At 60.6% G+C, this 13,176-nt stretch carries 12 protein-coding genes; 8 read left to right on the forward strand and 4 right to left on the reverse strand.

Features of this window, described 5'->3' with window-relative positions; all coding sequences use genetic code 11:
* Nucleotides 1–326: 326 nt before the first annotated feature.
* Together cobF and ACZZ0B_RS14925 are read right to left on the reverse strand one after the other, a co-directional pair.
* On the reverse strand, nt 327–1,082 hold the full coding sequence (cobF, locus tag ACZZ0B_RS14920) for a precorrin-6A synthase (deacetylating) (protein ID WP_463545612.1): 756 nt from the start codon (nt 1,080–1,082) through the stop codon (nt 327–329).
* Nucleotides 1,082–1,651 carry a histidine phosphatase family protein gene (locus ACZZ0B_RS14925; protein WP_463545613.1) on the reverse strand — a complete coding sequence of 190 codons (570 nt, stop codon included), beginning with the start codon at nt 1,649–1,651 and terminating at the stop codon, nt 1,082–1,084. Before ACZZ0B_RS14925 ends, cobF begins: the two co-directional genes overlap by 1 nt.
* Nucleotides 1,652–1,985: 334 nt before the next feature.
* Here ACZZ0B_RS14925 and ACZZ0B_RS14930 point away from each other — a divergent pair, with 334 nt between their 5' ends.
* The 8 genes from ACZZ0B_RS14930 to ACZZ0B_RS14965 all read left to right on the forward strand — a co-directional run bounded on the left by ACZZ0B_RS14930 (nt 1,986) and on the right by ACZZ0B_RS14965 (nt 10,316).
* Nucleotides 1,986–2,840, forward strand: coding sequence for a MurR/RpiR family transcriptional regulator (locus ACZZ0B_RS14930; RefSeq protein WP_440096613.1), 855 nt, complete (start codon nt 1,986–1,988; stop codon nt 2,838–2,840).
* A gap of 2 nt (nt 2,841–2,842) precedes the next feature.
* Nucleotides 2,843–3,487, forward strand: coding sequence for a cysteine hydrolase family protein (locus ACZZ0B_RS14935; RefSeq protein ID WP_463545614.1), 645 nt, complete (start codon nt 2,843–2,845; stop codon nt 3,485–3,487).
* Entirely contained in the window at nt 3,484–4,815 is a 1,332-nt protein-coding gene (locus tag ACZZ0B_RS14940; protein ID WP_440096611.1) for a type I glutamate--ammonia ligase, read from the forward strand. The genes ACZZ0B_RS14935 and ACZZ0B_RS14940 overlap by 4 nt, the downstream gene beginning before the upstream one ends.
* Entirely contained in the window at nt 4,799–5,551 is a 753-nt protein-coding gene (locus ACZZ0B_RS14945) for an N-formylglutamate amidohydrolase (protein ID WP_463545615.1), read from the forward strand. Before ACZZ0B_RS14940 ends, ACZZ0B_RS14945 begins: the two co-directional genes overlap by 17 nt.
* Before the next feature lie 82 nt (nt 5,552–5,633).
* A complete protein-coding gene (locus tag ACZZ0B_RS14950) occupies nt 5,634–6,983 on the forward strand; it encodes an APC family permease (protein WP_008082459.1) in 1,350 nt (449 codons plus the stop codon).
* Nucleotides 6,984–7,101: 118 nt separating this feature from the next.
* Nucleotides 7,102–8,118, forward strand: a complete 1,017-nt coding sequence (locus tag ACZZ0B_RS14955; RefSeq protein WP_463545616.1) for an arginine N-succinyltransferase — start codon at nt 7,102–7,104, stop codon at nt 8,116–8,118.
* Between the two features lie 61 nt (nt 8,119–8,179).
* The gene (astA, locus tag ACZZ0B_RS14960; RefSeq protein ID WP_008082462.1) at nt 8,180–9,214 is read left to right on the forward strand and encodes an arginine N-succinyltransferase; all 1,035 of its coding nucleotides are present in this window, start codon (nt 8,180–8,182) and stop codon (nt 9,212–9,214) included.
* 232 nt (nt 9,215–9,446) lie between these two features.
* A complete protein-coding gene (locus tag ACZZ0B_RS14965; protein WP_007919546.1) occupies nt 9,447–10,316 on the forward strand; it encodes an isocitrate lyase/PEP mutase family protein in 870 nt (289 codons plus the stop codon).
* Between the two features lie 239 nt (nt 10,317–10,555).
* On the opposite strand, the gene ACZZ0B_RS14970 is transcribed toward ACZZ0B_RS14965, so the two are convergent.
* Nucleotides 10,556–11,794 carry a M20/M25/M40 family metallo-hydrolase gene (locus ACZZ0B_RS14970; RefSeq protein WP_440096607.1) on the reverse strand — a complete coding sequence of 413 codons (1,239 nt, stop codon included), beginning with the start codon at nt 11,792–11,794 and terminating at the stop codon, nt 10,556–10,558.
* A 214-nt stretch (nt 11,795–12,008) separates the two neighbouring features.
* Nucleotides 12,009–13,082 (reverse strand): diguanylate cyclase, encoded by a 1,074-nt coding sequence (locus ACZZ0B_RS14975; protein WP_008082470.1) that lies wholly within the window; start codon nt 13,080–13,082, stop codon nt 12,009–12,011.
* Nucleotides 13,083–13,176: the final 94 nt, after the last annotated feature.

Raw genomic sequence — 13,176 nt, forward strand, 5'->3', positions numbered from 1 at the left:
CAGGGTTCGGGGGTAGATCCATAATCCCCAGCGACACAAAAACCTGAGCGATGGCGGTGGATCAGATGGCATCGATTCAAGCTATGCCGACGCCTTTCCCCCAATGATCAGCACTGTTGCCACTGTCTCTACTCAAAACATATCCCTGTAGGAGTGAGCCTGCTCGCGATGAGGCCAGCCCAGCCAACATCCTCATTGACTGAACCAACGCCATCGCGAGCAGGCTCACTCCTACACCGTTCGGGGGTAGATCCATAATCCCCAGCGACACAAAAACCTGTGGGAGCTGGCTTGCCGGCGATTGGGCCCGCCCGGCCAGCAAAAATCTAAGGCTTGCGCAGCAAATACGTGTCCATGATCCACCCATGTTCCGCCCGTGCCGCCTTGCGCACCCGCTCGATTTCATCGGCAACATCACTCAACTTGCCGCTGATCAAAATCTCGTCCGACGTGCCCAGATAAGCACCCCAAAAAATCTCCGTCTGCTGATCCGTCACCGTGTGATAGGAATCTTCAGCGTCGAGCATCACCACCACGCTGTCCGCGTCACTCACCTGCCCCGCCGCCAAACGCCGCCCGGTGGTGATTTCAACTGAGCGGCCAATCGTGTTCAACGGCACCTTGTGCTGTGCCGCCAGCGCCTGGACGCTGGTAATTCCCGGGATCACTTCAAACTCAAAGGCACACCGCCCTGACGCCAGAATCGCCTGCAGGATACGAATCGTGCTGTCGTACAACGCCGGGTCGCCCCAGACCAGGAAACCACCGCACTCACCGTCAGACAATTGGTCATTGATCAGCCTTTCGAAGGTGCGTTGCTTGGCGTGGTTGAGCTCGGCGACGCTGGCGGCGTAGTCGACATCGCCGCGTTCACGCTCGGGGCTGTGGGCTTCAGCGAAACGGTAAGCGCGATCGGTGATGTAGCGTTCACAGATCTCGCGGCGCAGGTCAATCAACGCGTCCTTGCTCTGACCTTTATCCATGAGGAAGAACACATCGACCAGATTCAGCGCCTTCACCGCCTGCATCGTGATGTAGTCCGGATTACCGGCGCCGATGCCGATCACCAGCAGCTTTTTCATCAGCGCGTCTCCTTGCTGTCGATACCCGGCAAGCGTAGCCGCCAGATACCGTTGAAGCGTAACTCGAGGATGGCCAGAGGCTCGACGTCGACTGCGTTGAAAGCCGCGCCCTGCACCACCTGCATCAACGCGGCGCGCACAATGTAAGGATGGGTAACGGCGACGACATGCCCGGGTGTTGCGGTCAGCCCTTCGAGCCAGGCGGCGACCCGCTCGCCCACTTGCGCCACTGACTCACCGCCATGCGGTGCCGCGTGAGGATCGGCCAGCCAGGCTTGCAATGCTTGTGCATCGGTCTGCTGCAGATCCTTGATCGACTGCCCGTGCCAATGCCCCCAGTCGCAGTCGCGCAAGGCCGGGACCACTTCAGCGTCCGTGCCGAACCACTCAGCCGTTTGCCGGGTGCGCAATTCCGGACCACACAACAGACGGAACGGTGAATCGAGCCGTGTCGCCCACAAGTCAGACGCTAATTGCTCATTTTCAACAGGCTCGTTTGTAGGAAAACGCGACAATTTCTGTGCGACGGTTCGGGCATGGCAAATCAGAGTCAAACGGGTGGTACGCACAAGCAGTCACTCATTCGAAGGTCGGGAAAAATCGGCGCAGCCGTCGGCAATAACCGCCATTGTGCCGTATGCCGGTGGGTTGCAGCCAACTCGACGGCGCTGACGGCAACCTTTTGCGAAGTGCCGAATCGGCAATTTCTGACGTCGTTCCGGGCAATGGACTACAAGACAGTGCGACTACCGTGTAGCCCTTGTTACACGGGCGTCTCGCCCCATTTTGGGGCTTTTGCTCCACGGTAAAAAATTCACTAGACATGTAGCGTCAGTTACATAAATACTGTTTTAACGGATTATGAAGCGAATTCAACACCCCCCCCATCCAGCAGGAGCCCGGATGCCCCCTCTCAGAGACCTGATCACCGACCCCGGCCTTGATCTTACGCCGTCGGAGCGCAAAGTCGTTCGCGCCTTGCTTGATCAGTACCCGCGTAACGGCCTGGGGCCGATGGCACGTCTGGCCGAACATGCCGGTGTCAGCGACCCGACGATCGTGCGGCTGGTAAAGAAGCTCGGTTTTGGTGGTTATGCCGAATTCCAGGATGCCCTGCTCAGTGACATGGACCATCGCCTGCGCTCGCCAAGCACCCTGTTGCAGCCTCGCTCGCATCAGAACAAGGACGATGCCTGGAGCCACTACCTTGCTGACAGCCATCGTCTGTTACTTGAAACCCAGGCGCTGACGCAACCCGAAGACATACGAATCCTCGTCGACTGGCTGCTGGATGCACGCCATCAGGTGTACTGCTTCGGCGGCCGTTTCAGCAGCCTGATGGCCACGTACCTGCTCAATCATTTACGCCTGTTGCGTCCCGGCTGTTTTGCCCTGGAAGACAATGCGCTGCTGCCCGACCGGTTGTTCGACCTGCAACGTCAGGACGTGGTGCTGGTGTTCGACTATCGCCGTTATCAGACCCAGGCCCTGCGCGTCGCCAGCGCGGCAAAAAACAACAACGCCCGGGTGGTGTTGTTTACCGATATCTACGCGTCGCCCCTGCGCGAGTTGGCTGATCTGATCATCAGCGCCCCGGTCGAATCGGCCTCACCGTTCGACACCATGGTGCCGGCGCTGGCCCAAGTCGAGGCATTGATTGCCTGCCTGACCCTGCGCGGCCCGGAGCTGGCCGATCGCCTGGAAGGCATCGACGCCCTGCGCAACGAATTCGCCACTCATCTGCTGGAGGAAAAATAAGGATGTTCAGCCTTCCCCACCGCTCGCCACGGGATCTGCCGTTTGTCACCGACCACACGGCGTTGCTGCTGGTCGACATGCAGCGCGCCTGGCTCGAACCGCAGTTCGACCCGCACCTCAGTGGCCCGGACGCCGAGTACTTCCTCAACCGCGCCCGCACGCAGGTGGTGCCCAACCAGCAGCGGTTGCTCGGCGCCTTTCGCCAGGCCCGGCAGAATGTGTTGCACACGATTATTGAAAGCCTGACCGCCGATGGTCGCGACCGCTCGCTCGATCACAAGCTGTCAGACATGCACCTGCCCAAGGGCAGCCCGCAGGCGCAGGTCATTGCTGAACTGACCCCGCAGGAAAACGAAATCGTCCTGCCTAAAACCTCGTCCGGCGTGTTCAACTCGACCGCCATCGACTACGTGCTGCGCAACCTCGAAACCCGCCACTTGATCATCGCCGGCATCGTCACCGACCAGTGCGTGGACATGGCCGTGCGCGATGCCGCCGATCGCGGTTATCTGGTGACGCTGGTCGAGGACGCTTGCGCCACCTACAGCGCCGAACGCCATCACGCTTGCCTGAACGCAATCAAGGGTTATTGCTGGATCACCGACACCGACACCGTGCTCGGCCGCCTGCAGGAGATGCAGCCATGAGCGCACGCCTGACGCCGCTGCCGATGACCACCATCGTCACCACCGACCTGATCGGCATCACCCGTGGCCGCTCGTTTCCCACCGATGAGCTTGAGCATTACCAGGCCGCCGGTTGCGGCTGGGTGCCGGCCAACAGCGCGCTGACGCCACAGGACATCATTGCCTCGACCAATCCGTGGGGCGCTTATGGCGACCTGCGTTTGATTCCCGATCTGAGCAGTCGCGTCACCGTTGGCAATGGTCCGGATGCCGATGCGCCGGCGCTGGACTTCATCCACGGCGATATCCGCGAGACCGATGGTCGCGCGTGGGGCGCCTGCCCGCGCACACTGCTGCGTGATGAGATCGAGCGCTATCGCGATGCGTTGGGCTTGCAAGTCAACGCCGCGTTCGAACACGAATTCAACCTGCACGCCGGGTTTGTCGAGCATCTGGCGTTTTCCCTCGAAGCCCAGCGTCAGGGCGCCGAATTCGGTGGCTGGCTGCTCAGCGCCCTGCGCGCGGGGGGTGTCGAGCCGGAAATGTTCCTGCCTGAGTACGGCAAGCATCAATACGAAATCACCTGTCGGCCGACACTGGGCGTCGCCGCGGCAGACCGCGCGGTCAACGTGCGCGAAATCACCCGCGAGATCGCCCGGCAAATGGGCCTGGACCTGAGCTTCGCACCGAAAACCGCCGAGCATGCGGTGTGCAACGGCGTACACTTGCACGTCAGCCTGCTGGATCTGGCCGGTCAGCCGATGCTCTACGACGCGGGCACCAGCAACGGTCTGTCGAGTCTTGGCCAGCACTGGGCAGCGGGCGTTCTGCATTACTTGCCGGCCCTGTGTGCGTTCACTGCGCCGACGCCGGTGTCGTACCAACGCTTGCAGCCGCACCACTGGAGCGCGTCCTACGCTTGCCTCGGTCAACAGAACCGTGAAGCGGCGCTGCGCATCTGCCCGACCGTGACCCTGGGTGGCAAATCCGTGGCCCAGCAGTTCAACCTCGAATTTCGCGCCATGGACGCCACGGCGTCGCCGCACCTGGCCATGGCGGCACTGCTGATTGCCGGGCGACTGGGCATTGAACAGCGTCTGGCCCTGAACGCGATCACCGACGAAGTGCCCGATTCACTCAACGACGAGCAACGCCAGGCCCGGGGCATCGTTGCCCTGCCCGCCTCGCTCGCCCAGGCGCTGGATTGCCTGCGCGACAGTGCAGCCTTCAATGAATGGCTGCCCAAGCCGTTGCTCGACACGTATCACGCCCTTAAAACCGAGGAACTGGCGCTGACGGAACAGCTCTCGCCTGCTGACCTGTGTGAGCACTATGCACGCCTGTACTGAATCCGCCGAGCTTGGGTTGTACACCCGCCCGGCCTACAACCTGAGCCGCGAGGACTCGACACATCCGTTGATTCTGGTGTGCGAACACGCGAGCCGCTACATCCCCGATGCCCTGCACAATCTGGGCCTGGATGAGGCCGCCGCCCGTGAACACATCGCCTGGGACATCGGCGCACTGCAACTGGCCGAGCAATTATCGGAAAAACTTGGCGCCACACTGTTGAGCGCCAATTATTCGCGACTGCTGATTGACCTGAACCGCCCACGGCATGCGCCCGACAGCATTCCGGCACAGAGCGAGATCTATCAGATCCCGGGCAACCGTGAGCTGGACGAAGCCACGCGCGAATACCGGCGCCAGGCCCTGTTCAAGCCGTTTCACGCACGTTTGCAGACGCTGATCGACGAACGCATCGCCAAAGGGCAACCGGTACGGGTGGTGGGGGTTCACAGTTTTACCCCGGTGTATTACGGCCAGCCACGACCGCTGGAAGTCGGCGTGCTGTTTGGTCAGGCGAAGGACTACGCACAACGCCTGCTCGACGGGCTCGCTGAGCATCCGCTGAAAGTGGCGGGCAACCAGCCGTACAAGATTGATCCGCTGGGCGACATGACCGTGCCGGTACACGGCGATGCCCGGGGCCTGGATTCGGTGCTGATCGAGGTGCGCAACGACTTGTTGCGCAGCCCCGAAGCGGTATCGCGCTGGGCCGGATACCTCGCGCCATTGCTGTAACGCAAGACTGCTGACGCTGTAAACGATGGACCGACATAACAACTAAAAAACGACCGATCTGGCTGACAAGGAGTTGCGCTTCATGGAAATTGAAGAATTCGGCTACAAGCAAGAGTTGAAACGTAGCCTGACGCTGACCGATCTGGTGGTGTACGGGATGATCTTCATGATCCCCATCGCCCCGTTCGGTGTGTATGGCTACGTTAACGCCGAGGCGCCGGGGATGGTGCCGCTGGCCTACATCATCGGCATGGTGGCGATGCTGTTTACCGCGCTCAGCTACGGCAGCATGGCCAAGGCATTTCCGATCGCAGGCTCGGTGTATTCCTACGCACAACGTGGCTTGAACCAGCATGTCGGTTTTATCGCTGGCTGGTTGATGCTGCTCGACTACCTGCTGATTCCACCGCTGCTGTATGTGTATGCGGCGATGGCGCTCAACCATTTGTACCCGGACATTCCAAAAGTCGGCTTTATTCTGGCGTTCCTCGTCAGCGCAACATTCGTCAACCTGCGCGGCATCACGTTCACCGCGCGGATGAACATCATCTTCCTGCTGGCCCAACTGGTCGTGCTGGGGATCTTCCTGTTTTACGCCTGGACGGCCCTGCATAACGGTGGCGGTCACGGCGAGCTGACATTGGCGCCGCTGTACAACCCCGAAACGTTCAATTTCGCCCTGTTGATGCAAGCGGTGTCGATTGCGGTGCTGTCGTTCCTCGGGTTCGATGCAATCTCGACGCTCGCCGAAGAAATCAAAGGCGATCCGGGCAAGAGTGTTGGCAAAGCGGCGCTGATTACCTTGTTGGTCATGGGCGTGATTTTCGTCGCGCAAACCTGGATCGCCACCGATCTGGCGGCCGGCATGGGCTTCACCTCCGCCGACACCGCGTTCTATGAAATCGCCGAAATCGCTGCCGGCAGCTGGCTGGCGACGTTGACCGGCGTAGCCACCGCGCTGGCGTGGGGCGTGGCCGTGGCAATCACCTCGCAAGCCGCGGTGTCGCGCCTGCTGTTCGGCATGGCCCGCGACGGCAAATTGCCGAAAGTGCTGGCCAAAGTACATCCGAAACACAACACGCCGTACCTGAGCATTTATCTGGTGGCGGTACTGTCGCTGTTGATCTGCTACCTGTTCATCAACTCGGTCGACACCCTGACCTCCCTCGTCAACTTTGGCGCCCTCAGCGGCTTCATGCTGTTGCACCTGACAGTGATCAACTACTACTGGCGTCGGCAGAAGTCCGGAAAGGTCGTGCGCCACCTGATCTGCCCGGTGATCGGCTTCATCATCGTCGCGGCCATCATGTACAACATGGGCGTCGATGCGCAGAAACTCGGGCTGATCTGGATCGCGCTGGGCCTGGTGTATCTGTTCTTCCTGAACAAGCTCGGCGCCAGTACCGCGCTGCCCGACCCGAGCAATGGCTGACAAGAAAAAGGGCGGCGTCTGACAACAAATCAGGCGACCGCTGATTTAACGCGTGGAACCCGACAGTGATAGTCAGGTGCGGTGAACTCACCGGACCTTTTGATACAGGAGTACATCCATGCTGGTCTTACGCCCAGTCGAGCTAACCGACCTGCCTCAGTTACAACAATTGGCCCGCGATAGCCTGGTGGGCGTGACCTCTCTGCCGGATGACAGCGAACGCTTGCGCGAGAAAATCACCGCCTCCTGTGCCTCATTCGAAAGCGCAGCGGCGGCGCAGGGCCCGGAGAATTACTTCTTCGTGCTCGAAGACCTTGAAACGCGGCGCCTGTCGGGTTGCTCGGAAATTGTTGCCACCGCCGGCTTCAACGAGCCGTTCTACAGCCTGCGCAACCGCCATTTCACCAGCGCCTCGCGGGAGTTGAACATCGAGCACGGCGTGCCGGCGCTGTCGCTGTGCCATGACCTCAACGATCACACGCTGCTGCGCGGTTTTCACATTGACGCAGGGCTGGTGCGTACAGCTTTTTCCGAATTGCTTTCGCGGGCGCGCCTGCTGTTTATCGCCGCTCATGCGCCGCGTTTCGCCGAAGCGGTGATTACTGAAATCGTCGGCTACAGCGACGAGAACGGCCAATCGCCCTTCTGGGATGCGCTGGGCAAACACTTCTTCGATCTGCCTTACGTCGAAGCCGAAAGGTTGTGTGGGTTGCAGAGCCGCTCGTTCCTTGCCGAACTGATGCCGCAATACCCGATCTACGTGCCGATGCTGCCGCTGGCGGCGCAGGAATGCATCGGGCGCATTCACCCTGACGGGCAGGAAGCGTTCGACATTCTTGAGCGTGAGGGCTTTGAAACCAACAGCTACATCGACCTGTTCGACGCCGGCCCGACGCTCTATGCGCGCACCGCAAACATTCGGTCGATCGTTCGCAGCCAGATCCTCCCGGTGCAGCAGCAGCCGCGGATCGATGCCCGTGGCCGCTACCTGCTGAGCAACGATGCGCTGCAGGGTTTCCGGGCCATCGTCGCCGAACTGGATGTCCAGGCCGATCAACCGCTGGCCCTCACCCCGGCCATGTGTGCGGCGCTGAACGTGACCGATGGCAGCCCGATCCGGCTGATTGCCCTGTGAACCACGCCCGGTGCCGCAGCCAACGACAGTGCCCGAACAGGCGCGCAAAAGGAGTTACAGCATGATTGTCCGCCCGGTCAATGTCAGCGACCTGCCAGCGTTGATGACTCTGGTTCAACAGGCCGGCCCGGGGTTCACCACCCTGCCGGCCAACGAAGATCGCCTGGCCCATCGGGTACGCTGGGCGCAACGGGCATTCGCCGAGCAGGTAGAACGTGCCGACGCGGATTATTTGTTCGTGCTCGAAGACGATGACATGCGCGTGGTCGGCGTCAGCGCGCTGTCCGGGGCGGTCGGCTTGCGCGAGCCCTGGTACAACTATCGAGTGGGGCTGACGGTGAGTTCGGCGCCGGACCTGGGCATACAACGGCAAATCCCGACACTGTTTCTCAACAACGAACTGACCGGCCAATCGGAACTGTGCTCGCTGTTTCTCGGCCATGCTCAACGTCATGGCAGCAATGGCCGGTTGTTGTCACTGGGGCGGCTGTTGTTCGTCGCCGAGTTTCCACACCTGTTTGGCGAAAAGATGATCGCCGAACTGCGCGGCAGTGCCGATGAACTGGGCTGTTCGCCGTTCTGGGACAGTCTGGGCCGACACTTCTTCCAGATGGATTTCAGCCACGCCGATCACCTGTCCGGACTGGGCAACAAATCGTTCATCGCCGAACTGATGCCGCGCCAGCCGCTGTACACCTGCCTGCTCACCGAAGAGGCTCAGGCGGCCATCGGCCAGGCGCACCCCAATACCGAGCCGGCGCTGAAAATCCTTCAGGCCGAGGGTTTTTCTCACAAGGGTTATATCGACATTTTCGACGGTGGACCGGTGATTGAAGCCCCCGTGCGCAGTATCCGTACCGTGCGCGACAGCGTGGAACTGACCCTGAGCCTCGGCACCCCGGATGACCAGGCGCCACTGTGGCTGATCCACAACCGCCGCCTGGAGAACTGCCGCATCACCGTCGCCCGCGCCCGTCGAGTTGGCAGCAGCCTGGTGATTGATCGCCTGACGGCCAAACGCCTGCAACTGCAGCCAGGCAACTCCGTGCGCGCGGTCATGTTGCCCAATCAACAACAGCAGGCCGTTGCGGCCTGATTGCCCGCCACGACCCTCTCGCCACAGGCATCCTTGCACCACAGCCCAATCCCCTTCAGCAAAGATATGCCCCCTCTCCACAGGTGATACCTTTCAGCAAACAGCTCCCCCGTCCAACTGACCCTTGCAAATTCGTCATGATCCTTGACCCATTCGCGTGATAGCCTTTTAAACCTTCGGCGTTGACACATTTGCTCAAGCCTTTCCATTCCTTTGTATTGGTGGAACTCGTATGACCAGGCTTTCTCATCAAGATTTGCGCCGTAATTTCCGACAGTTGCTGGCCTCCGACACCTGCTACCACACGGCCTCGGTGTTCGACCCGATGTCCGCGCGGATCGCCGCTGACCTGGGTTTTGAAGTGGGGATTCTCGGTGGTTCGGTGGCGTCGTTGCAGGTGCTGGGTGCACCGGACTTTGCCCTGATCACCCTCAGCGAGTTCGCCGAACAGGCCACGCGCATTGGCCGCGTCGCGCAATTGCCGGTGATCGCCGACGCCGACCACGGCTACGGCAACGCCCTCAACGTGATGCGCACCATCGTTGAACTGGAACGCGCCGGCGTCGCTGCCCTGACCATCGAAGACACTCTGCTGCCCGCGCAATTCGGGCGCAAATCCACCGACCTGATCACCGTCGCCGAAGGCGTCGGCAAGATCCGCGCAGCGCTGGAAGCTCGAGTCGATACGGAAATGGCAATCATCGCCCGTACCAACGCCGGCATCCTGCCCAACCAGGAAATCATCAGCCGCACCCGGCAGTACCAGGCAGCGGGCGCCGACGGGATCTGCATGGTCGGGATTCAGGACTTCGATCAGCTCGAACAAATCGCCGAGCATTTGACCGTACCGCTGATGCTGGTCACCTACGGCAACCCGGCGCTACGCGACGACAAGCGTCTGGCTGAACTCGGTGTGCGCGTGACCATTGACGGCCACGGCGCCTACTTTGCCGCGATCAAGGCAACGTACGACAGCTTGCGCGAACAGCGACAAATCTTCACCCAGGCCTCCGACCTGAGCGCAACCGAACTGACGCACACCTATACCCAGCCCGAGGAATACATCCTGTGGGCCAAGGAGTACATGAGCGTCAAGGAGTGATGGATTGACCTGGCTGACGCCATCGCTGGCAAGCCAGCTCCCACAGGTTATGCGGCCAACCATGGCTTAATGGCTCATACCAAATCCTTTGGGCTGAGTGATGGATTGGCCGAGCTGGCGCCATCGCTGGCAAGCCAGGCTCCTACAGGTTATGCGGTTCGACATCGATTGATGGTTCAGCACCGAACCCTGTGGGAGCTGGCTTGCCAGCGATGAGGCCAGCCGCTGCACCGCTAATCTCACGACGATTTGGACAATTCCATGATCATCCGCGACAACAGATAGATCCGCGGCGCCACGCTCGCCACTTCGGCGTATTCCTCAGGCGTATGGATATTGCCACCAACAATCCCGAACCCATCCAGCGTCGGCGTGCCTACTCCAGCGGACAGACTGGCATCCGCCGCACCACCACTGCCCTCCTCGGTCAACTTGCGGCCGATCTCGCCGTAAATCCCTTGGGCCATGGCCATCAGGCGATCCGACTCGGGCGTTTGCGGCATCGGTGGCAAACCTCGCTGCAACGAAGTCTTCACTTCTGTCTCAGCAATCAGCTTGTCCTGCGACACCCGCGCCAGATCCTTCTCGATCCGATCAAACTCTTCCGGCACCGCCGCGCGCACATCACCTTTGGCCGTGGCCTGGTCGGGAATCACGTTGGTGCGGTCGCCGGCCTTGAGCACGGTGAAGTTGATGGTGGTTTTCTTCGCTTCATCACCGAGCTTGCCCAGTTGCAGAATCTGGTGCGCCACCTCCATCGCGGCGTTGCGTCCCAGTTCTGGCGCGACACCGGCGTGCGCCGCCTTGCCCTTGACCTCGACCAGCGCCGTCGCGCTACCCTTGCGCCACACCACCAGGCCATCGGCCGGGCGCCCCGGCTCCAGATTGAGGGTCACGTCGTGCTGTTTGGCGGTTTTCTTGATCAGGTCGGTGGCGACGTCCGAACCGGTTTCCTCGCTGGCGTCGAGCAGGAAGGTGATTTGTGCGTAGTCTTTGAAGTCGAGGTTTTTCAGGACTTTCAGCGCGTAGATCCCGGCAACGATGCCGCCCTTGTCGTCCATCACCCCCGGACCGTAGGCGCGGCCGTCCTTGATATGAAACGGTCGCTCGGCGGCGGAGCCCTCCTTGAACACCGTGTCCATGTGCGCCATCAGCAGGATTTTCGCCTTGCCGGTGCCTTTGAACGTGGCCAGCACATGGTTGGATTTTTCCGGCGTATTCGGTACCAACTCGATCGTCGCGCCAAGCTTTTTCAGCTCATCGATGGCGATCTCGCTGACTTGCTTGAGGCCCGGTTCATACCCGGAGCCGGAGTCGATATTGACCAGCCGTTCCAGCAGTTTCAGTGCATCAGGCTGATATTGCTCAGCATCGGCCAGGACTTGTTTATGCGGTTCGGCAAAGGCACTGGCCGCAGAGAATGCGAGGGACAGACCCAGGCTTGCGGCCAACAGAGAGCGGGAAAAGGAGAACGTCATGAAGCGATCCTTGTTTCGCGTCGGGGGGATTTAACCGTACCCGACATCGGCGCGACGCTCTACTCCCAATACGACATCACCCTGACCCACACCGAACACCTGCTCCCAAACACCTGTAGGAGCTGCCGAAGGCTGCGATCTTTTGATCTTGCTGTTAAAAAATCAGGATCAAAAGATCGCAGCCTTCGGCAGCTCCTACAGGGGATTTGTGGGGTCAGACTGAGTCGAGCAGTTCGCGCCTGGGCTTGTTGTCGCAGTTGCAGATCACCCGATTGCGTCCATTGGCCTTGGCTTCGTACAGCGCCTGATCGGCGTCATTGAGCCAGCGCGTCGCATCGACGTGAGACGGATCCCACGCCGCCAGGCCAATGCTCAGACTGACTTTCAACGCCGGATTTTGCTCATACCCCAACGTGATAAAACGCTCGCGCAACGCTTCCATGGCCTGAGCAGCGTTGAACAGCGGCAGCTCCGGCAGAATCACGCAAAACTCATCGCCGCCGTACCTCCCGGCAATGTCGGTGGCGCGCAGGTTCTGCTTGAGCAACTTGCTCAGTTGGCGCAGCACAATGTCACCGGCGACATGGCCGTAGGTGTCATTGATCGCTTTGAAATGGTCGATGTCGATCAAGGCAATCGCCGCGCCCTGCTTCTGCCGTTTGCAGCGCTGAAAAGCGATCTCCAGTTGATCCTTCCACGCACCGTGGTTGAGCAGACCGGTGAGGCTGTCGGTGCGGCTCAGGGCCAGCAACTCACGTTTGTGTCGGCCCAGGGTGTGGGCCTGACGAAAGCACAACAAGCCCAATGCCAGCGGATACAACATCAACATCGGCAGGCACGCATACAGTTGCAGCGGCGAGGTTGACGGAATGAACGCCGGGGCGAAGACCACCAGACCGACGCCCACCCCGAGAATCTGCGCAGCCGCACCGGCCAGCAGAAACCGTACGCCGCCGATGGCAACATTGTTCATCGCCATCATTGAAATCGTCGTGGCGCTGGGCAGCGGATTGAAATGCATGGCGGCGACCCAGAAGCCGCCGAGAAAAGCGTCGATCAGCAGGTTTCGATGTTCGGCGTGATAAGGCGTCGGCGAGCGGCGCGCCCATTGAAAGGCCAGATGCGGCCAGAGCAGGCCGTTGAACAGCATCAGCGCCCAGACCCACAGCGGCGGATCGAGCGGGTACATCGCCACGCTGACGCACACAAGCCCGAGCAGCAGCCCGAGGGTTCGCGACGTATAAAGCCTCCTGGCCAATGAAAGTCCCTTTCCTCCCGTGTTTCCCATAAGGGCCTCGATTACTCGACGTAACCTGCACACCGTAGGACGGCTGTGTTGGGAGTCTATCAGGGCGACGTTAAATAGCCATCACTGCGCAAGC

Source organism: Pseudomonas sp. AC247, assembly GCF_979258015.1.